General features: G+C 56.2%; 16 protein-coding genes. 9 read left to right on the top strand and 7 right to left on the bottom strand.

Annotation, left to right across the window (positions count from 1 at the left end; all coding sequences use genetic code 11):
• Positions 1–17: 17 nt before the first annotated feature.
• The 7 genes from JXO50_03415 to JXO50_03385 form a co-directional block, all read right to left on the bottom strand.
• Positions 18–845 (bottom strand): ion transporter, encoded by an 828-nt coding sequence (locus JXO50_03415; GenBank protein ID MBN2332135.1) that lies wholly within the window; start codon positions 843–845, stop codon positions 18–20.
• 52 nt (positions 846–897) lie between these two features.
• Positions 898–1,827, bottom strand: coding sequence for an RluA family pseudouridine synthase (locus tag JXO50_03410; GenBank protein ID MBN2332134.1), 930 nt, complete (start codon positions 1,825–1,827; stop codon positions 898–900).
• Between the two features lie 8 nt (positions 1,828–1,835).
• The gene (locus JXO50_03405) at positions 1,836–4,511 is read right to left on the bottom strand and encodes a valine--tRNA ligase (GenBank protein MBN2332133.1); all 2,676 of its coding nucleotides are present in this window, start codon (positions 4,509–4,511) and stop codon (positions 1,836–1,838) included.
• A complete protein-coding gene (locus tag JXO50_03400; GenBank protein MBN2332132.1) occupies positions 4,508–5,848 on the bottom strand; it encodes a response regulator transcription factor in 1,341 nt (446 codons plus the stop codon). The genes JXO50_03405 and JXO50_03400 overlap by 4 nt, the downstream gene beginning before the upstream one ends.
• Positions 5,849–6,081: 233 nt before the next feature.
• On the bottom strand, positions 6,082–6,432 hold the full coding sequence (locus JXO50_03395) for a DsrE family protein (protein ID MBN2332131.1): 351 nt from the start codon (positions 6,430–6,432) through the stop codon (positions 6,082–6,084).
• A gap of 12 nt (positions 6,433–6,444) precedes the next feature.
• On the bottom strand, positions 6,445–10,017 hold the full coding sequence (locus tag JXO50_03390) for a DUF748 domain-containing protein (GenBank protein MBN2332130.1): 3,573 nt from the start codon (positions 10,015–10,017) through the stop codon (positions 6,445–6,447).
• Positions 10,018–10,088: 71 nt separating this feature from the next.
• Positions 10,089–11,369, bottom strand: a complete 1,281-nt coding sequence (locus JXO50_03385) for a 4Fe-4S dicluster domain-containing protein (GenBank protein ID MBN2332129.1) — start codon at positions 11,367–11,369, stop codon at positions 10,089–10,091.
• Between the two features lie 380 nt (positions 11,370–11,749).
• Here JXO50_03385 and JXO50_03380 point away from each other — a divergent pair, with 380 nt between their 5' ends.
• The 9 genes from JXO50_03380 to JXO50_03340 all read left to right on the top strand — a co-directional run bounded on the left by JXO50_03380 (position 11,750) and on the right by JXO50_03340 (position 20,672).
• Complete coding sequence (locus tag JXO50_03380) at positions 11,750–12,865, top strand: branched-chain amino acid ABC transporter substrate-binding protein (GenBank protein ID MBN2332128.1); 1,116 nt, start codon at positions 11,750–11,752, stop codon at positions 12,863–12,865.
• A gap of 103 nt (positions 12,866–12,968) precedes the next feature.
• Entirely contained in the window at positions 12,969–13,871 is a 903-nt protein-coding gene (locus JXO50_03375; protein MBN2332127.1) for a branched-chain amino acid ABC transporter permease LivH, read from the top strand.
• Positions 13,872–14,033: 162 nt separating this feature from the next.
• A complete protein-coding gene (locus tag JXO50_03370) occupies positions 14,034–15,257 on the top strand; it encodes a branched-chain amino acid ABC transporter permease (protein MBN2332126.1) in 1,224 nt (407 codons plus the stop codon).
• Positions 15,250–16,053 carry an ABC transporter ATP-binding protein gene (locus JXO50_03365; protein ID MBN2332125.1) on the top strand — a complete coding sequence of 268 codons (804 nt, stop codon included), beginning with the start codon at positions 15,250–15,252 and terminating at the stop codon, positions 16,051–16,053. The genes JXO50_03370 and JXO50_03365 overlap by 8 nt, the downstream gene beginning before the upstream one ends.
• Entirely contained in the window at positions 16,046–16,753 is a 708-nt protein-coding gene (locus JXO50_03360; GenBank protein ID MBN2332124.1) for an ABC transporter ATP-binding protein, read from the top strand. The genes JXO50_03365 and JXO50_03360 overlap by 8 nt, the downstream gene beginning before the upstream one ends.
• A gap of 105 nt (positions 16,754–16,858) precedes the next feature.
• The gene (locus tag JXO50_03355; protein ID MBN2332123.1) at positions 16,859–18,037 is read left to right on the top strand and encodes an HlyD family efflux transporter periplasmic adaptor subunit; all 1,179 of its coding nucleotides are present in this window, start codon (positions 16,859–16,861) and stop codon (positions 18,035–18,037) included.
• Complete coding sequence (locus JXO50_03350) at positions 18,021–18,806, top strand: ABC transporter ATP-binding protein (GenBank protein MBN2332122.1); 786 nt, start codon at positions 18,021–18,023, stop codon at positions 18,804–18,806. Before JXO50_03355 ends, JXO50_03350 begins: the two co-directional genes overlap by 17 nt.
• Entirely contained in the window at positions 18,796–19,542 is a 747-nt protein-coding gene (locus tag JXO50_03345) for an ABC transporter ATP-binding protein (GenBank protein ID MBN2332121.1), read from the top strand. Before JXO50_03350 ends, JXO50_03345 begins: the two co-directional genes overlap by 11 nt.
• Positions 19,539–20,672 carry an ABC transporter permease gene (locus JXO50_03340; GenBank protein ID MBN2332120.1) on the top strand — a complete coding sequence of 378 codons (1,134 nt, stop codon included), beginning with the start codon at positions 19,539–19,541 and terminating at the stop codon, positions 20,670–20,672. Before JXO50_03345 ends, JXO50_03340 begins: the two co-directional genes overlap by 4 nt.
• Position 20,673: the final 1 nt, after the last annotated feature.

Below are 20,673 nucleotides of genomic sequence, written 5' to 3'. Positions count from 1 at the left end.
GCTTTTCCGGTGATTGTTCAGAGGGCGGTTCCGCAGAATTTGCAGTGGACGGCATCACTGTCATGGCCGTCGGCGCCGCATGCCGGACAGGCCTGGCTTGAAGGTGGTCTATTATCGACTTTGGAAATTTCTGCGGTGACGATGCCGGTGGGCACGGCGATGATGCCATAGCCGAGGATCATGACCAGCGACGCCAGGGCTTTGCCCAAAGGGGTCTGGGGGGAGATGTCGCCATAGCCGACGGTGGTCAGGGTGACAATGGCCCAGTAGATGCTGGTGGGGATGTCACGAAAGCCGTGGGCTTCGCCTTCAACGATGTACATGACCGCACCGATGATGACAACAATGGCAACCACCGCCAGGAGAAAGACACTGATCTTTCTGCGGCTGGCCCTGAGTGCCGTGGCCAGCAGGCGAGCTTCGCTCAGATAGTGGGACAATTTCAGAACACGGAAAATCCTCAGGACCCGCAACAGGCGGATGGTCAGCAGGGAATGGCCGCCGGGAACGATAAAGCTGAGGTAGGTCGGCAGAATGGCCAGCAGGTCGACGATGCCGAAAAAGCTGGCGGCATACCGTCCCGGGCGCTGTACGCAGAGCAGCCGGAGCAGGTATTCGACCGTGAAAAGGATGGTAAAAAACCACTCGATGGTATGCAGCAGACGACCGTAGGTTTGGTGAACAGTGGCGACACTGTCGATAACCACGGCGCCGATGCTGATGGCGATGCACCAGATAAGGATAACGTCAAAGGCTTTGCCGGCCGGCGTGTCGTCCTCGAAAATGATTTCATGCAGACGGCCCCTCAGGGAATGCTTTGCCGTCAATGGTTGAGATTCAGGCATGAAACAAGTCCTTTTGCAAAAGCAGTACTTTCAGCATGACACTTGTTATTGGTCAAGCCGCCGGCCACTCGATGGGGGCGGTAAAAGTGCGGTCGTCCGGGAGCAGCAGCTGGTGGGCATGGAGCAGCAGACGACCGGTTTTGCGATCCGGCTCTGCGGTTTCAGGACTGCCATAGAGAAGATCGCCCACCAGCGGATGGCCGATGGCCGCTGCATGAACTCGCAGTTGGTGGGTGACACCGGTGGTCATGGTCAGGCGGACGGTGGTGGTTTTCTCAGTGCGAACAAGTGGCTCGATGGTGGTGGCGGCCGGAAACTGCCGACCGTTGAATGTTGCCGGGATGTCTGCGGTCATCATCTCTTGGCGGCCGGGATGATGGATGAGGGGGAGATCAACGGTGGTTGGTGATGCCAGGATCCCGTGAACGATGCCCAGATAAATTTTAGTCACCAGCTTGCCGGCAAACAGCCGCCGATATTTTTCCCAGCTAGCACCGCTTCTGGCCACCAGAATCAACCCCGATGTATCCCGGTCAAGGCGATTCACCAGTCCCGGCTGCAGGGGTGAAAAGCCGATTCCCGCCAGGGAAGGATCATAGCTCATCAACCAGTTGGCCAGTGTTCCCCGTTCAGACCGGGAAAGGGGATGGGTATGGATGCCGGCTGGCTTGTCCAGAATCAGCAGCTCATCATCTGCAAAAATAATGGTTGGCTGAGCGCTGGGGTCCGGCAGCGGCGGTCCGGGGAGCAGCGCTGCCGGCAGCCGCTCGGGCAGTGTGACCGAGTCGGCGATTGTCAGGATCGTCCCTTTGCGAGCCTGACTGCCGTTCACCCGTACCAGACCGTTGGCCAGAACCTTTTTCCATTGCTGGATGGAAATTTCCGGGAAGCAGCGGTGCAGAAAATGATCCAGCCGGACCGGTCCATCGGGTCCGCCCAGGACGAGGTCGTTTTCTGGCTTGGTGGATGAGCAGCCAGTCATCACGCTGTTCAGCCGGCCGCCAGCTGCTGGATTTTTTCCAGGCTTTCGCGGAATTTCGCCGCTTTGGCTGCCAGCTCTTCCTGTTTTCCCTTCTCCTTCAGCACCACATCTTCCGGTGCGTTGGCGAGAAATTTTTCATTGGCAAGTTTCTTCTCCACCTGGGCCAGCTCTTTGATAGCTTTGTTCAACTCTTTGGTCAGCCGGGTGGTTTCCAGCTCAAAATCGATCAGGCCGGCCAGCGGCACATAGATTTCGACGCCGGCTGCCAGGGCTGAAGCGGCCTTGGCAGGAACGGGCTCATTATCTTTCAGGATGCTAAACGACTGCAGACGGGCCAGGTTGCGGATGGAGGGTTCTGCCGTTTCGATGGTCACGATTGTTTCAGGAGCCGTGCTGCGCACCATGGCGGTCATTTTCTGCGACGGGGCGATACCCATCTCGCCACGGATGTTGCGTATGCCGCCAATCACCGCCATTACCAGTTCCATGTCAGCGGCCGCTTTCGGCTGTAAGCTGGTTTCCTCGAAAACCGGGAAAGAGGCTGCCATAATGGACCCTTCGGTTCCCGGCAGCTTCTGCCAGATCTCCTCGCTGATGAAAGGCATGATCGGGTGCAGCAGGCGGACCAACGCTGAAAGTGTGGCGAGCAGGACTGCCTGGCTGGCGGCCCGGCGCTGCTGGTCGGCATCCTGGAACAGGTCCGGCTTGATCAACTCCAGGTACCAGTCGCAGAATTCATGCCAGGTGAACTGGTAGATGGCATGGGCGGCATCGTTGAAACGGTAGTCGGCCAGGGCGCTGTCGACGGCGGCAATCGTCTCGTGGAGGCGATGGCGAATCCAGCGGTCAGCGAGGGAATAGTCAACCTGATCGACCGGGGTTTCCGGTGAAAAATCATGAAGATTCATCAGCGCGAAGCGGGCCGCGTTCCAGATTTTGTTGCAGAAATTCCGGTAGCCGCTGATCCGGGCTTCGGAGAGATTGACATCCCGTCCCTGGGCGGCAAAGGCGGTGAGGGTAAAACGCAGAGCGTCGGTGCCGTATTTGTCGATCATAATCAGGGGGTCAATGACGTTGCCCCGGGACTTGCTCATTTTATGTCCCTGTTCGTCACGCACCAGAGCATGGATATAGACATCCCGGAAGGGTACATCGCCCATGAACTTGAGGCCCATCATCATCATCCGGGCAACCCAGAAAAAGAGGATGTCAAAGCCGGTAACCAGCACCGAGGTGGGATAAAACAGTGCCAGCTCTTTGGTCTTCTCCGGCCAGCCCATGGTGGAGAAGGGCCACAATGCTGAGGAAAACCAGGTGTCCAGAACATCGGTTTCCTGCTCCAGGTTCGTGCTTTGGCATGCAGGACACCGGTCAGGATCGGTGCGGGAGACAATGATTTCATCACACTCCTGGCAGTACCAGGCGGGGATGCGGTGCCCCCACCAGATCTGACGGGAGATGCACCAGTCGCGGATGTTTTCCATCCAGTTGAAGTAGGTCTTTTCCCAGCTGGCCGGGATAATACGGGTTTTGCCCTGACGAACGGCGGCGATTGCTTCGTCGGCCAGGGGTTTGATTTTGACGAACCACTGGTTGGAGAGGTAAGGCTCAATGACCGTGCGACAGCGGTAGCAGTGGCCGACGTTGTGCCCGTAGGGCAGAATCCGGTTTACCAGTCCCAGTTCTTCAAGGTCTTTCACCACCCTGGTGCGACATTCTTCTCGGCTCAGTCCCTGATAGGTGCCGGCGTTTTCATTCATCCGTCCCTGCTCATCCATGACCTTGATGGATTCCAGGTTGTGCCGCTGGCCGACCTCGAAGTCGTTGGGGTCATGGGCCGGGGTGATTTTTACCGCCCCGGAGCCGAATTCCCGGTCGACGTAGGAATCGGCTATGATCGGAATGGGGCGGTTCATCAGCGGCAGGATGACTTGCTTGCCGAGCATCTCCCGGTAGCGTTCATCCTCGGGATTGACCGCTACAGCCGTATCGCCCAGCATGGTTTCCGGCCGGGTGGTGGCGACAATGATCTCGCCGCTGCCGTCAGCCAGGGGGTATTTGAATTCCCATAAAGCCCCCTGGTGCTCTTCGTATTCCACTTCCAGATCGGAAAGGGCGGTGTGGCAGCGGGGACACCAATTGATGATGTAATCTCCCTGGTAAATCAGGCCGTCTTCATAGAGGGTGACAAAGACTTCCCTGACCGCCTGCGACAGTCCCTCGTCCATGGTGAATCGCTCACGGTCCCAGTCGCAGGAGGCACCCAGGCGGCGGAGCTGGTTCAGAATGGTGCGTCCCGACTCTTCCCGCCACCGCCAGACCCGTTCAATAAACTGTTTCCGTCCCAGATCATGGCGGTCGATACCCTCCTCATGAAGCTGGCGCTCAACGACGTTCTGGGTGGCAATTCCGGCATGGTCGGTGCCCGGCATCCAGAGGACGTTGTCGCCTTTCAGACGCCGGTAGCGGGCGAGAATATCCTGGAGGGTGTTGTTCAGGGCATGGCCCATGTGGAGGGAACCAGTGACATTGGGCGGGGGGATTACCAGTGAATAAGGCGGCTTATCCGTATCGGTACGGGCAGCAAAAAACCCCTCGTTTTTCCAGAATTGATACCATCTATCTTCAACGAGGTGTGGATCATAGGTTTTATCCAACTCCGTCGATTCGTGTTCAGTGGTCATGTTGTTTCATCCTCAATCTTTTTTTCCAGTCGTTGAATTTCAGCCTTGATGATCTTTTCTGCCAATGGCGGAATAATCTCCTTGGCCACCTGTTCCACAATGGTGGGTGCCATATCCCCCAGTGCCTGGATCAGCTTGTCCATGCTGGCATAGGTGCTGACCAGCATTTTCCGGCTCCACTCCTGGGTCAGTCCCTCGATCTGGCTGGAGAAATCCTGCTCCGGCGATTCGGTAACCACCGAGGGCTCGGCGGCCGGCTCCGGAGTTGCGGGCGGCGGTTCGGAGATTGATTGTGCGGCCTCAAAAAAATCACCTTCCTCAGTAAATCCTGATTGGTCGGCGGTCCCGGGGGCAAAGCTCTCCTCTTCCCCGGGCAGCAGGTAGTCTTCCGGTGTTTCATCGGTGGGTGATGGCTCAGGAGCAGAAACCGCCGATGCAGCGGGTTCTGCCGCCGGCAGGTCTTCAGTGAAATCGATGAAAGCCTCTTCATCGGCGGCTGCCAAAGGTTCTGCAGCTGCATCAGGCAAAGGTTCAGCTGTTGTGGTGGTTGCTCCCAGGTCAGGGTTAAGTTCTTCCAATGTATCCATCGTATCGCCGGCGGCAATCTCCGGCTGGTCGGCTGTTTCGACGACAGGTTCTGTTTTCTCGCCAGGGTGAGCATCAGGTAGCAGCTCCAGTTCGTCAAGCAGATCGTCACCGGAAAAATCGAAATCAAAATCAACTTCGTCAGCTATCACCGCCGCTGTTTCTGGTACCTCCCCTGTTTGGTCATCGGTCTGCGAAGCCGATGCCGGTGATGTTGCGATCTCCGCAAGCGGTTCAAGCTGGTCAAGTGGTACGCCTTCCTCAACCACTTCCGTGAGTTCAATAATCTCGGCGTAGTCCCCGGCGATTTTCGCATTGTTTATGGTGCTGGTGCTCTCTGTCATCACTTCTTCCTCATCATCCGGTCGGTGATTGATGATTGGCTGCTCTGATGCCTGCTGCAGAACCGTCAACAGGTCAGCACGGGTGAATGGTTGTGTGAGAATATGGTCTGCAGCAATTTCCTGCAATGCTTCATCAAGAGGTTCAAAAAAGGTCTTGATAATGACGAGGGGAATCTCTTTCCAGGATGATTTTTGTCCCAATTTGCCGACCAGATCAGCCGTCTGCTCCCTGGTGGGGTAGGTGGCATCCAGTAGAATAAGCCCGGGGTTGGTGATTTTCAGTTTTTTGAAGAACTGTTCGGGATCAGTGAGTACATGAACGGTGACCGTAGTTTCCGCAAGTTCCTGCTTGATGAACGTGGCCAGCGACTGGCTGGTCGTTGCCACAAGGACCGATACCGACTCCATCTATTCCCCCTTCTGCACAAATGATCTTCTTTACCGCAAAAAAACGGATATTGCAACCAGCAGAAATGTCAGTCAGGGAGGGCGGGGGAGAAAAGATAGCTGTTTTTTTTATGATGATAGGGGTTCAGAGAGACAGAAAAGCGCCGGTTGTCGAAATCTAGCCGGCGCATAGAAAAAATGGGCGACTTGCTGCCCGTTGGGGCACTGAATGGGGGCGCCGCAGCTACACGATGTTAAAACGTGATGACCTGGTAGCCTTCAGCAAGGTAAGGGGCCAGGCTGGGGTGGCCTGACATGTCGGCGCAGATGGGCAGTTCCTGCTGCCGGGCACTGTCCAGGGCTTCCATCTTGTAGGCGCAGGCCTGGCAGACGCAGGCAATCAACCCGAGGGTTTTGACTTTCTGGAAGAGCGCGGCAAAGGGTTCCGGCGAGTCCTGAAGTTCTCTGACCTGGGTGGTGGCACTGCCTTCGATGATGACCTTGATGTCATAGCCCTGCTCATGGAGATCAATGGCATGCAGCAGGACGTGGACAAAACACATTAATTCGCCGTTAAAGGCAACCAGGACAACCTTTTTGTTCATTTCTCAGCCTCATTATTTAATGGTTAACGTTACCTCACGGGCTCCGGCAGAATCTCCCTCGGCGGTTGATGCGGGAATTTTCGGCTCGGCGAGAAACATCCGTTCCTGTTCCACCGGGCCGGTGCCGGCCAGGAAGTTTTTGACCGCTTCCGCCCGCTGGTAGGCCAGCTGCCGTAGATCATCCCGGGCAATTACCAGGTGTTCACGCAGCATGCGCTCCATCTCGGCAGCCGGCTGTTTTTTCAGCAGGCCGATGACGTTTTTCGGCTTTTCAAAGGGGGCCTCCTTGTAGGCCTTTTTAAGATACTCCTCGTATTCAGCTGTTTCAATTATCAGATCATCGACGGCCGGTACCGCTATCCCTTTTTTGGTCATTGCTTTGAGCTTCTTGGTCTTGAGCAGCCGCTGAAACTGAAGTTCCGCAAGGCCCTGGGGGTCACTTGCCGGATCTGCCTGGCCGAGGATTTCCAGCTTCAGGCCCGGCCGGTCATAGAGGGCCTTGCCCACGGTTGTTAGCTTCTGCTGGTTTTCCTGGTCGATGAGTACGCTGCCGGCGGCGAAGCTGATCAGATTTACCTCTTCACCGCCGCCAAAAGCGGCGCCAAGCAAGGCAAAAGGTGAGGTTACCGCCTTGGCTATCAGGTTGAAAATAACTTTAAAAACGATGCCGCCGACACTGAACTTCGGGTCGTCAAAATCACCGCGGATGGGCAGTTTCAATCTGATTTCCCCCTGGCGGTTCTGCAACAGAGCAACTGCCAGCTTAACCGGCAGGTTCATGGCATCGGGACTGTCCACCGGATCGCCGAAGGTGAGCTGGTCAAGGAAAATGTCATTATCAACCGTCAGTTTCCTGTTTTCAACCAGGGAGTGGGTCTGCAGGGTGAACTTGCCCTTGCCGATGGTATAGCCGATGAATTTGCCGGAGTAGGGGGTGAAGGGGCTCATGTCGATGCCGGTGAACGAGACATTGAGATCGGCAAACAAGTCAGCCAGCAGGGGGTGCACAGTGCCGGTGATCTCCAGTGGGGAATCACCGTTCAACCTGCCGTTGAAGAGGATTTCAGCCGGCTTTTCAATGGTCGAGGAGATTTGGCTCACCGAGCCGTTCAGTTCATCCATAACCATGGAATAGGAGGGGGTCAGGGAACGGTCCTGGAAGGAGAACCGGCCGTTGGCGACCTGGATGCCGCCCACCGTAAGTGCCATGGCCGGATTTTCCGCTGTCGTAGTTTCCGTTTCCGAGGGTTTTTCCGCTTTGGATTCTTGCGGGACAACCATCATTGCCTGCAGGTTCAACCGGCCGTCGGGGTTGACCACCAGGTCGGTATGGGAATCCTTGAGTGATATATTGCCGATCTGCAGCGTGCGGGGTTGGCTGGCAGCGTTGATGCCGGTTATCTCCAACACCCTCCAGGAAACAAAGTTGCCGGCCTTCAGGGAGTCAACGCTGGCAAAATTGCTGATTGCCGCCTGCCCCTTGAAGGTGACGGCAATATCTTGTTGCGGTCCGGAGGTCAGCTTCAGTATGCCTTTGCTGCCGGCCCGGCCATCGGTGATCACCAGGTCTACAACATCATTGACATAACCCTGCAGGGGTTTAAGGGTGATGCGGTCGGCTTGGCAGGTCAGGTCAGCCTGCAGGGGATTGATGCCGAACGTGCCCCGGGCCTTGAACGTCCCGCTTTTGTTGAGTCGAAGGGCCAGGGCCAAAGAGCCGGTCTGATTTTTTCTGGTGGTCAGCTGTCCCAGATCGAGGGTGATATTGTCGATAGTTGTGGTGACCGCAGCGGCCGGGACCCGGTCGTCGATTACTATTGTGAAACCACTGAGTTTGCCGTCGGCGAGATCCACCTTCCAGGGTTTGGCTTGTTTTTCCGTCGCCTCAGGATCAGTTTTTTTTTCCGCGGTTGCCGGCGACGGAAGTAACTCCTGGAGGTTTAGCCTGCCATCTGGCCGCCGTTGCAGATTGACGGTGCCGCCTTCGGAAACCAGGCTGCCGATGACCACCTCCTGGCTGAGGAGGTCGATGGAGGTTCCCTCGATCCGGAACAGGGGAAGGTCAATGATCCGTCCGGTTTTTTTTGTTTCCCTGAGGGTCAGTCCTTCCAGGGTAGCGCTGATCTTGTCCAGCCGCATGGTTTTCCCCGGCTCCTGGGCAACCAGTTTCAGATCGGCGGCCGTCGATATCATCCCCTGTTCCAGGATGCCGGTGAACATCTCCTGGTAATAGGGCCGGTAGCGGGGTAAGGGTATGGACTGGATGGCGACATGGGTGGTCAGGATCAGGGGAGTGACGGAAAAACTGCCGTCAAAGGCCAGTGATTCACCACCATCGCTGTGCAGTGAACCGGTGAAGGTTCCCTGGTGATCAGGATTGGTGGTGAAATTGGCAACCGCCAGCTCGATGGGGGCCAGGCGGGCGGTAAAGTTGGGCGTTGGCATCTGGTCGAGAAAGTCGACCACGCCGCCGTTCATTCCCAGTTGGTCGACGGTCAGCAAGAAAGGTTTTTCCTGCGGCTGGTCGGCAGGGTTTTCATCTGTTCCCGTAGCCGGCAGTACCAGCGAGGGAAGTTTGAAGGAGCCGTCGGCTAGTCGGTGGATGACGGTCCGTGGTTCCTCGATGGTCATTGATGCGATATGCACTTCCCTGGCCAGCAGGTTGGCCGGGGCAAAAGTGAATATCAGTCGTGGCAGGGAAAGAAACTGGTGGTCGTCGTTATCGGTGATTGCCAAATTCTCAAATTCAAGCTCACCGGCAAGCTTCAGATAGGCGGCATCAGTTGGGGGCTGGGCATAGGCCAGGGTCAGCTTGCTGCTCAGACTTCCCTGCTTAACGGTAAAATTCCTTTCTCCGGGGATGTAGGCCAGGTAGAAAGGCAGATCCAAATGGTCAATATCGATGTTGAATGAGGTTTCCAGGGTATCGGCAAACGGTTTTGTGGTTCCCTGCAGGGATACCGGCGTACCGTTGACCCGGGCGGCTAAAGACGGCTGAACATGGGTTTCCAGGTGGTAGGGCAGGTTGGAAATCAGCGGCAGGCCAAGGGTGAGATCGGTCACCCGGTGCCGGGTCTGACGCGGCGTATCAATGAATTGGATCTGGCCGCCGGAAATGGAAATATTGTTCAGGGAAAAGCGCAGCGGTTTGCCGGTTTTTTCAGCGGCATCCTTTGGGGGGGAGATGAGCAGATCGGAGAAATTATAGCTCCGGTCCTCGTTCCTGGTGATCGAGACAGTGGGATTAACCACCTGCAGCTCCTTGACCACCAGTGCCAGTTTGAACAGCGAAACTGCCTGCAGGTTGACAAACAGCTGGTCGCAGGTGATCCACGCATCAGTGCTGGCTTGCTTTTGAATCTTAAATTCGTCGATGGTACAGGTCAGCAGGTAGGGGTTGATTTTGACCTGGTTGATAGCCGTCTGGCGGTGTAATGCCCTGGTAATGTTTTTGACGGCCAGATGTTTGACCAGCGGCGGCAAGAGAAAGAATCCGCCAAGGGTGTAGAACAGCACGGCCGCAACCGCCAGAATGACAGCTTTCTGGATGCTGGTCGGTTTCCAGGAACTTTTCTTTTCAGTCATAATGGCCCAGTATAACCGGAAATTTCCGTTTGTCCAACCTGTTGATGCCTGGAGCGGCGGTTAGCTGTTTTTTAGACCGGCAACCGGGCCAGCAGGGCTTCCAGGTAGCGGGATTTCATCTGCCGGCTGGCCATTGCCTGTTTGATGGGCGGCAGTTTGAGAATGACGCCCAAAAGTGCAGCCAGAGCTCGATGGCTCCATAACATTCGGTTGTCGAAAATGAGATGCTGCAGTTTCCCCCGTTCGATGGCCATGACCACCGCCCGGTGACTGCCATTCAAGGGAGTGATGACCCTTTGCGGCCGGGGGCTGAGCTCAATAACCTGATCCTTGCAGCTTCGCACGCACAGGCCGCAGCCCAGGCAGATATCTTCATCCAGTTTGGCGATTTTTCTATTTGGTTTTCCGGGATCGTTGGCGGAAACCAGGCCCATGGCTTCCACCGGGCAGATGGCGACACAGGTGCCGCAACCGTTGCAGAGGTTGTGATCGACGGCGGGCAGAAAGTTGGTGGTATGGATCGGATGGAGGATGGCAAAACGGCGGGCGGCGATCATTGCCTCACAACAGCAGCCGCAGCAATTGCAGATAAAATTGACCCGTTCCCGGACATTTTCCCCAAACTGGACCAGATTGTGCTCATAAGCCTGCTGCAGCAGGTCAAAACCCTCTTTTTTGTCCACCGGGCGGGCATGACCATGCTTGCTTAGCGAGGCTGCCGTGGTGTTGAAGGTCATGCAGATTTCCAGTGGTGCGTCGCAGGCTCGGTCGAGGTGGGCCATTTTATGGCGGCAGTAGCAGGTGCCCACCGCCATGTGCGAGGCGCTGTTGATCACCTCGGTGGCCCGTTCGTAATCCAGCACCTGCAGGACATTTGTCGAAGAAAGTGCCGGTTCATGGACAAAGGTGCGTCCCAACTGGGTTTCCCCTTCGGTGAACAACGCCTTGATGAACTCTTCCTCGACGTTCAGGTACTGGTAGAACAGCTCACTGAGCATCTGCTGGTCAAGGTCATCCCGCACCCGCATGAGGGAAAACTCAAAAAACCCGGCCATCGGCGGCGGCAGAACATAATGTGTTTGCCCGTTCTCCTCCAAGTCCACCAGCAGGGCGCGGTCGGCTAACTGGTCGAGAATATTCCGGGTGGCGGTTAGATCTTTTTTCCAGATATGGCTGGCTTTTTCGGCGGTGAAAGGTTTGATCGGCAGCAGGGCGACCAGATCAGCTTCTTTTTCCCGGAAGAGGATTTGGAGGATTTTATGCAGCAGATCCGATGGCGGTGCTCCCTGGGGGAAGCGGTTCAACCGTTTCACCAAGGCGGCATATCCTGATGTGTTGATATGATGGGCCATAGCGTCACATAAAAGAGCATAGAGTGGTTGGGTCAATATCTCTTCCAAACGAATAAAACACACCAATTGCTATCAGTCAAGGAAGAATGATTGTGCCGGCCGGTGATGACCGGACGGATTGACAGCCCATGATGAAGTATGTTAGAAATTTTTCAAGCTTGATGAACCCATAACAACTGGCAAAAAGCTTTGCAAACCGGATGGCGCAGTAACGGCTCCAGATTTGAGGCAAGCAAAACCTGATGAATGTGTTGACCATCCAGTACAACCCAGTGACGAAGGTTGCAGGTTAACGAAGAAGATGGAGTTGTTGCGAAGCCATCAAGCTTGTTTGGTTCTGATGTGTATGCTTTAGCAGGCATACTCAGGGAGGAAAAATCATGCGCAAACTGATAGCAGGCTTGGTCATTGCTGCTTTTCTGGCGATGCCGGCAGTGGCCACCATCGCCGAGACGATCAGAATCGGCGTTGCCGGCCCTCATACCGGCGATCTGGCACCTTATGGCATTCCCACCAAGGAAGCGGCGTTGATGGTTGCCGATCAAATTAATGCCGCTGGAGGTGTTTTGGGAAGGCAGGTGGAAGTCCTTCCCCTTGATGATCAATGCAAGCCGGAGATTGCCACCAACGTAGCTACCAAGCTGGTTTCCCAGAACGTTGCCGTGGTTATCGGCCATATCTGCTCCGGGGCTACCAAGGCGGCCCTGGGCATCTACAAGGAAGCCGGGATTATCGTCATCTCGCCATCGGCCACCAATCCGCCCCTGACCCAGAGTGGTGAGTACCCGAACTTCTATCGTACCATTGCCCCTGACGATGATCAGGGCCGGCTGGCGGCAACCTTTGTCACCGGCACCTTGGGCGCCAGAAAGGTTGCCATTCTCCATGACAAGGGTGATTATGGCAAAGGGTTTGCCGATTTTTCAAAAAAGTTCATCGAGGCCGGCGGCCATGCCGAGGTGGTGATGTTTGAGGGGGTGACCCCTGGGGCGATGGATTATTCGGCCGTGGTTCAGAAGGTCCGCCGCAACAAGGCGGATGCGGTCATTTTCGGCGGCTATCACCCGGAAGCTTCCAAGCTGGTTTCCCAGATGAAGAAGAAGCGGGTCAAGATTCCTTTTATTGGTCCCGACGGTATCAAGGGGGATGGTTTCCTGGAGATTGCCGGCGCCAGTGCCGAAGGGGTCTATGCCACCGGTCCCATGGATGTCAGCAGGTATGAAGAGAATCGAAAGGCCCATGCCGACTATGTCAAACGATATGGCAAGGAGCCCGGTACCTTTTTTGACCAGGGGTATGCCGCCATGCAGGCGGTGCTGCATGCCATTGAGACAAGCGGCGGCACCGGCTACGCGGATCTGGAAAAAGCTCTCAAGAATACCTTTGTGGACACGGCAGTCGGGACGATAAGGTTTGATCAGAAGGGGGATGCCGAAGGGGTGGGCTTTTCAGTCTACCAGGTCCGGGACGGCGTCTTTATAGAGTTGAACAAATAAAAGCTTCCCTGGAGACTACGAGCGGGGGACAGGCATCTGGCCTGTCCCCCGTAATTTTGCCATAACTGGGGCGGTTGGCCGTTCCCACCGCGGTTGATGATCAGTGGACTATTTCCTTGAACTTTTTTGCAGCGGGCTGGTGCGCGGCAGCATCTATGCCTTGATCGCCCTTGGCTATACCATGGTCTACGGCATCATTCAGTTGATCAATTTCGCCCATGGCGAAATCTACATGATTGGTGCTTTTGTTGCCCTTATTGTATCCGGCGTTCTGACCATCTATGGGTTTACCGGGGTTTCGATTCTGGTGCTGGCGGCCATGATTGCCGTTGTCTATGCGGCTGCTTATGGCTACACCCTGGAGAAAATCGCCTACCGGCCCCTGCGCCATGCGCCGCGCCTGTCACCGCTGATCAGCGCCATCGGCATGTCTCTTTTCCTGCAAAACTATGTCCTCCTGGCCCAGACGCCTGATTTTCTGCCTTTTCCTGAACTGATTCCCGAATTTGAATTCATGGAGCCGATTGCCCATATCATGGGTTCAGCTGAACTGCTTATTCTGCTCACCAGTGCGGTGACCATGGTGGGTTTGACGTTGCTGATCAAATATACTCGCATAGGCAAGGCGATGCGGGCCACCCAGCAGGACCTGGTGATGGCCCGGCTGGTGGGGGTCAATGTGGACCGGGTGATCTCGGTGACTTTTGTTGTTGGTTCGGTGCTGGCGGCCATCGGCGGGGTGCTGGTTGCTTCCTGCAGTGGTCAGATAAACTTCTATATCGGCTTTATGGCCGGCCTGAAAGCGTTTACGGCGGCGGTGCTGGGGGGGATTGGCAATATCCCTGGAGCAGCTCTTGGCGGTCTGGTCCTTGGGTTGACCGAAGCTTTCGCCGCCGGTTATTTTTCCAGTGCCTACGAGGATGTTTTTGCTTTCGGGGTGCTGGTGCTGATCCTTATCCTGCGGCCAGTCGGTCTGCTGGGTAAGGCGGTGAAACAGAAGGTATAAGGTCATGATTGTGGTATTCGGTTATGGATTATGCTCATGTGTGTCAGCCATTCTGGCTGGCCAAGGTGTTTGTCTCGCATCACCGTTCGGGTTGTCCGCTTGGCGGCCAAAACCGCTTTGAATCATAATTGGCCAGGATGAAAGGATGTTTCTTGCGCCGTGATTAGTCATCTGAAACGATCACTGCTGGTTGCCCTCTGGTTTGTCTTCCTGACCTTTCCCTTGATGGTGGTCAAGGTCAATACGCTGAAAAACGTTGTTGAGTGGCGCTGGCTGAACATGCTGTGGGTGGCGGTCGGCGCTTTTTTCCTCTCATTGGTCTGGCGCTGGGCACTGGTACGCAAAGAGATGCGGTTGAAGGTGGCGGAACAGGATGAGCAGGGGGCTCCGGCAGCAGGTTTTGGCCACCGGCTGCTCAATGATCCGCACCTCTACCGGCCGGTTCTGCTGGTCCTGGCGTCGGTGGCGATCATCTTTCCGCTGGTCGTCGATACCTACCAGGCCAATATCATGGTGCTGGCGTTGATTTTCGTGGTTCTTGGCCTCGGCCTGAATATCACCGTCGGTCTGGCAGGGCTGCTTGATCTTGGCTATGTGGCTTTTTTCGCTGTCGGCGCCTATACCTATGCCCTGCTCAACCAGCATCTCGGTCTGGGCTTCTGGAGCTGTCTGCCCATCGGCGGATTGATGGGGGCGCTGTTCGGCATCCTGCTGGGTTTTCCCATTTTGCGCCTGCGGGGTGACTACCTGGCCATTGTCACCCTGGGTTTCGGTTCTATTGCCAAAATAGTCATTGAGAATTGGGAAGCGGTTTTCAATGGTGCCAAAGGAATTGCCGGGATCCCCCGTCCCGGTCTCTTTGGCCTTGATATGAGTATCGCCACGGCAACCACCTACACCTACTACCTGATGCTGGCCATGGTCCTGTTTACCGTTTTTGTTACCAATCGGCTCAAAGATTCCCGCATCGGCAGGGCCTGGATGGCCCTGCGTGAAGATGAGATCGCCTGTGTTGCCATGGGTGTCGATATGGCCCGCACCAAGCTGTCGGCCTATGCCTTCGGCGCTTTCTGGGCGGGGTTGGTGGGGGTTATTTTTGCGGCCCGCAATACGTATATTAATCCCAACAGCTTCACTTTTATGGAATCGGCCATTATTCTTTCCATCGTCGTGTTGGGGGGGATGGGGTCCATTATCGGGGTGATCATCGCCGCTCTGGTACTGATCTTGATGCCTGAATATCTGCGGGCTTTTGCCGATTACCGGATGCTGATCTTCGGGGCGGTGATGGTGCTGATGATGATTTTCCGTCCCCAGGGTCTGATTGCCAATGTCAGGAGAACCTATGTTCGCAAGCCTGCCGTCAGGGAGCCGCACCATGGCTGAGCGGACAAAAAAACTGTTGGAGGTCAGGGAGCTGACCATGGATTTCGGTGGTCTGCGGGCGGTGGACAGTGTGACCCTGGAGGTGTGCACCGGTGAAATCGTCGCCTTGATCGGCCCCAACGGCGCCGGCAAAACCACCTTTTTCAACTGTGTGACCGGCATCTACCGGCCGACCCATGGTGAGATTATGGCATATCCACCGGCCGGCAAACCTCTGCTGCTCAACGGTATGAAGCCCAACCGGGTAACGGCCCTGGGCATGGCCCGTACCTTCCAGAATATCAGACTCTTCCAAAATATGACTGTTCTTGAAAATGTTATGATCGGCCGTCATTGCCGGACCACGACTACCATTGTTGGTGCCATCCTCCGCGGGCAGAAATCCCGCCTGCAGGAGCGGGAAACGGTCGATCAAAGTTATGCCCTGCTGGAAAAAGTCGGCCTTGCTGACGCGGCGGATGACTATGCCAAAAATCTTTCCTATGGCGCCCAGCGGCGGCTGGAAGTGGCCCGGGCGATGGCGACCGATCCGTTCCTGTTGCTGCTGGATGAACCGGCGGCGGGGATGAACCCTTTGGAAACCAGGGAGCTGGACGCATTGATTGTCCGCATCCGCGATGAGGAGAAGATTGCCATTTTGCTCATTGAGCATGACATGAAACTGGTGATGAATATTTCCGACCGCATCTATGTGATGGAATACGGCAAAAAGATAGCGGTTGGTGCGCCGCTGGAGATCCGCCGTAATCCGAAAGTCATCGAGGCCTATCTCGGTGAGGGTGGTGACGATGCTTAAGATCGAAAATGTCAACACCTTTTACGGCAATATCCAGGCACTCAAAGGGATCAGCCTGACGGTCGATGAGGGGGAGATCGTCACCCTCATCGGTGCCAACGGAGCCGGCAAAACGACCACTCTGATGTCCATCTGCGGCATCGTTCCCTGCCGTTCCGGATCGATTCTTTTCCAGGGACAACCGATTCAGGGGCTCAGCGGCGATGCTATCGTTGCCATGGGTATTATCCAGGTCCCCGAGGGCCGGCGAATTTTCCCGGGGATGACGGTGCAGGAGAATTTGGAGATGGGGGCTTATCTGCGGTCCAACAAGGCCATCATCCGCCAGGATCTTGATATGGTTATGGATATTTTCCCCATTCTGGCCCAACGGCGGAGCCAGATGGGTGGCACCCTTTCCGGGGGCGAGCAGCAGATGCTGGCCATCTCACGGGCTCTGATGGGTCGGCCGCGGCTGCTGCTCTTTGATGAACCCTCCCTTGGCCTGGCACCGATCATCATCAAGCAGATTTTCGAGATTATCCGTAAAATAAACCGTGAAAACAACACGACGATCTTCCTGGTGGAGCAGAATGCCAACCAGGCCCTCAAACTGGCCCATCGCGGCTATGTGATGGAGACCGGCCGCATCACCTTGGCCGATACAGCCGCCAACCTGCTGGCCAATGAAGAGGTGAAAAAAGCATATCTGGGGAGCTGACCTTTGACCTGTGCAGCCACAGCTAAAACAACTTGGCAGCCGACCTCCGATTGAATAAGATCCGTCAGATTGGGACAAATTGTTGTCTTTTGCCAAGGAGCGGTTATGAAACTGCAAGGCAGGTCTCGGGCACTGTTGTTTATTCCCCTCATCTTACTGGTTGTTGTGGCCGGGCTGGTTATCTGGGGCCAGCACCGGCGTCGGTCCCATGAACAGTACTATTCCGGCACCATCGAGGTTATCCAGGCCAACCTGGCGTTTCAGGTTCCCGGTAGGGTGGCCGAAGTTCTGGTAGATGAGGGGCAAGCCGTTAAAAGCGGCCAGATCCTTGCCCGCCTTGAGCAGAAGCCGTTTTTGGTCGAGGTCGCCCAGGGCGAAGCCAATCTGGCCCAAGTCCAAGCCAACTTGACCGCCCTGGAGGCCATTTTGGCGCTCAAACAGGAGACCCTGCCATGGGAGGTGTCCCGGGCCGAGGCGGCGGCGCAGGGCGTGAACTTTCAGTACCGTGAGCTGGCCGACGGCTACCGGCCCCAAGAAGTTATGAAAGCCCGCCTTGTGGTTGACGAAGCCCAGTCAACCTTGGAAAAAGTTCGCAAAGATACAGCGCGAGCTGACCAGCTTTTCGCTGAAAAGGTGATCTCACTCAGTGACAAAGATGCCCAGGATCTGCGGCTGCAAACTGCGCTGAAACAATATGGACAAGCCGAACAGAACCTGACAATGGCCGAGGAGGGCTTTCGCAAGGAGTCGGTGTCTGCCTCCCGGGCCCGACTGGCCGAAAGTCGGGCCGCGCTGGAACTGGCCCGCAGCAACCTGAAACAGATTGAGGTTGCCGAACGGCAGGTGGTTGCTGGACGAGCCCAGGTGTCCGTGGCTGCCGCGGCCCTCGAGGCGGCCCGCATTCAATTGTCCTACAGTGAATTGCCGGCCTCGTTTGCCGGCATTCTCACCAGTCGCAACGTTGAGCCTGGCGAAGTGGTTACGGTCGGTCGTGAAGTGCTTTCCATCGCTGATCTGTCGCGGGTGGATCTGAAGATTTTTGTCGGTGAACCTGAAATCGGCCGGGTGAAGCCGGGACAGTCCGTTGCGGTCAAGATCGACACGTTTCCCGACAAGACCTACACTGGCAGAGTTACCTACATTTCGCCGGACAGTGAATTTACACCCAAAATTATCCAGACCCACAAAGAGCGGGTCAAGCTGGTGTACCTGGTCAAGGTATCCATCGACAACCAAAACTTCGAACTCAAACCGGGGATGCCTGCCGATGCCTGGCTGCAATGACAGCTCTGGAGCAGCCGCTGGCCATTTTGTTCAGGTTGAGGATGCGGTCAAGGAGTTCGGCGGCTTGATTGCGGTGGACCAGGCGCGGTTCAGCGTTGCCCGGGGTGAGACCATCGGCATCCTGGGTTCGGGCGGCGCCGGCAAAACAACCCTGCTGCGGATGATTGCCACCATGCTCAAACCCACGGCTGGCCGCATTCTCATCGATGGACACGACTCCGTGCTGGCCAGATCCCAGGTCAAACAACGTATCGGCTACATGCCCCAGCGCTTTGGCCTCTATCAGGATCTTACGGTGGAGGAAAACTTTGATTTTTTCATGGACATCTTTGCCATTCGCGGAGCTGAACGCCGGCGCCGCAAGGAGCGGTACCTGGGATTTTCCCACCTGCTGCCCTTCCTGAATCGCCCTGCCGGGGCGCTGTCGGGCGGTATGAAGCAGAAGCTAGGATTGGCCTGCGTGCTGGTCCATCAGCCTGAGCTGCTCATTCTCGACGAACCAACTAACGGTGTCGATCCGGTTTCCCGGGGAGAGTTCTGGGAGATTCTCACCCAGATGAAGGCCGACGGCATGACCATCCTGGTGGCCACCGCTTATATGGACGAAGGTCAGCGCTGCGATCGACTGATTCTCATGCATGCCGGCAAAGTGCTGGATATCCTGCCGCCTGCCGCCTTGATGGTCCAGGGCGGCAGCCTCGAGGAGGCCATGATTCAACGGATAGAGGCGGCCGATCCCCGGCTTGCGGAGGGCAGTTTTGCCGGCTGAAGCAGTGAAAGTTGACAACCTGGTCAAACGGTTTGGCCATTTTACCGCCGTTGACAACATCTCTTTTCAGGTGGCTCGGGGTGAAATTTTCGGCTTTCTGGGGCCCAACGGCGCCGGCAAATCGACCACCATCCGCATGCTCTGCGGGATCATCACGCCAACCAGCGGCAGCGGCCATGTTGGCGGCAACGACATTTTCACCCAGACGGAGCGCATCAAACAATCCATCGGCTACATGTCGCAGAAGTTCTCGCTTTACACCGACATGACCCCCCTGGAAAATGTGCGCTTCTATCTGGGGATTTACAACGTCCCTGAAAACCTGTGGGCCGAGCGCCTGCAATGGGTCTTTGAGACAACCCGCCTGCAGGAGGTCAAAAACCGGCTTACCGCCGAGCTGCCGCCCGGTTGGCGCCAGCGCCTGGCTTTAGGCTGCGCATTGCTGCATAAGCCGGCCATCCTTTTTTTGGATGAGCCAACCTCAGGAGTTGATCCGTTGACGAGGCGGCAGTTCTGGCACTTCATCGAACAGCTGGCAGAGCAGGGTATCACGGTATTCGTCACCACCCACTACATGGATGAAGCCCGCCACTGTCATCGTCTGGTGATGATCAATGACGGCTGCATTGTGGCTGCCGGGCGACCGGACGACATCGTTCGGGAGCAGTTTCCCCAACGGCCCGATGCCGATCTCAATGATGCCTTTGTCAAACTCATGGCCCGGAAATCCCCATGAAGCTGCGGACCGTCCGGGCCATTGCCCGCAAAGAGTACCTGCACCTTTTGCGCGATTTCCGCAGCCTTTACCTTGCGTTTGCTGTCCCCCTGCTCTTGATTCTGCTGTTCGGCTATGCCCTCAGCCTGGATGTGGATCATATCCCCACCGTGGTGGTGGATCATGACCATACTCCGCAAAGCCGCGATCTGGTCCGCCAGCTGGATGCCTCCCCCTATTTTCAGGTGGATCGTCTGGTCACCGAAACGCGGAGTCTCAGCAACCTGTTGGATTGCAACCAGGCTGCCCTGGGGATCGTCATTCCACCCGGCTGGAGCGCTGATTTGCATGCCGACCGCATGAGTTCTTTGCAGATCCTCATTGACGGCAGCGATCCAAACTATGCCGGTCTGACGCGCAGCTACATGCTAGCCTTCGTTTCACAGTACAACCGGCGCCAGCTGGCAGGCTATCTCAACAGGCAGGGCATCGAGCCCCTTCATGTTCCGGTTGAAGGGCGTTTGCGCGTCTGGTTCAATGAAGACCTGGAAAGCCGCAACTTTATTGTCCCGGGAATCATCGCCATTATCATCATGATCGTCGGCGCCATCCTCACCTCTCTGGTCATTGCCCGGGAGTATGAAAACGGGACGATGGAAACCCTGCGGTCCCTGCCCATCAGCGGATTGGAACTCTTCACCGGCAAGGCGATTCCCTATTTTATCATTTGCCTGATTGATGTGCTGATCGCCGTACTGATAGGGCAGCTGCTGTTCAACGTGGTCATCAAGGCCAGTTTCTGGCTGCTGCTCTTGGCCAGCGGCCTGTATATTCTGGTGGCTCTGGCCCTGGGTCTGCTCATTTCAATGAAGACCAAATCCCAGCTGGTGGCCAACCAGATGGCGATCATCATTACCTATCTGCCCTCTCTGCTGCTTTCCGATTTCGTCTTTCCCGTGACCAATATGCCCCCCATTCTCCAGATGCTGACCCGCCTGGTGCCCGCCACCTACTTTATCGATATTCTCAACGGCCTCTATCTGCGCAATCTTGGTCTGGCCGTTTTGTGGCCCAGCTATCTCGTCCTGGCTGTCATGGGCGGCGTCCTGATTTTGCTCAACCTGCGGGCCATGCGGCGGGAAGGGTTGTAAC

The organism is Candidatus Anaeroferrophillus wilburensis (assembly GCA_016934315.1).
GTDB lineage: Bacteria > Desulfobacterota > Anaeroferrophillalia > Anaeroferrophillales > Anaeroferrophillaceae > Anaeroferrophillus > Anaeroferrophillus wilburensis.
This window is presented reverse-complemented; position numbering and strand designations above follow the sequence as displayed.

Coding starts and splice junctions, on each gene's coding strand:
- JXO50_03355 (MBN2332123.1), top strand. CDS start 16,859: ATGAAACTGCAAGGCAGGTCTCGGGCACTGTTGTTTATTCCCCTCATC.
- JXO50_03365 (MBN2332125.1), top strand. CDS start 15,250: ATGGCTGAGCGGACAAAAAAACTGTTGGAGGTCAGGGAGCTGACCATG.
- JXO50_03390 (MBN2332130.1), bottom strand. CDS start 10,017: ATGACTGAAAAGAAAAGTTCCTGGAAACCGACCAGCATCCAGAAAGCT.
- JXO50_03400 (MBN2332132.1), bottom strand. CDS start 5,848: ATGGAGTCGGTATCGGTCCTTGTGGCAACGACCAGCCAGTCGCTGGCC.
- JXO50_03410 (MBN2332134.1), bottom strand. CDS start 1,827: ATGACTGGCTGCTCATCCACCAAGCCAGAAAACGACCTCGTCCTGGGC.
- JXO50_03415 (MBN2332135.1), bottom strand. CDS start 845: ATGCCTGAATCTCAACCATTGACGGCAAAGCATTCCCTGAGGGGCCGT.
- JXO50_03360 (MBN2332124.1), top strand. CDS start 16,046: ATGCTTAAGATCGAAAATGTCAACACCTTTTACGGCAATATCCAGGCA.
- JXO50_03380 (MBN2332128.1), top strand. CDS start 11,750: ATGCGCAAACTGATAGCAGGCTTGGTCATTGCTGCTTTTCTGGCGATG.
- JXO50_03405 (MBN2332133.1), bottom strand. CDS start 4,511: ATGACCACTGAACACGAATCGACGGAGTTGGATAAAACCTATGATCCA.
- JXO50_03340 (MBN2332120.1), top strand. CDS start 19,539: ATGAAGCTGCGGACCGTCCGGGCCATTGCCCGCAAAGAGTACCTGCAC.
- JXO50_03395 (MBN2332131.1), bottom strand. CDS start 6,432: ATGAACAAAAAGGTTGTCCTGGTTGCCTTTAACGGCGAATTAATGTGT.
- JXO50_03385 (MBN2332129.1), bottom strand. CDS start 11,369: ATGGCCCATCATATCAACACATCAGGATATGCCGCCTTGGTGAAACGG.
- JXO50_03350 (MBN2332122.1), top strand. CDS start 18,021: ATGCCTGGCTGCAATGACAGCTCTGGAGCAGCCGCTGGCCATTTTGTT.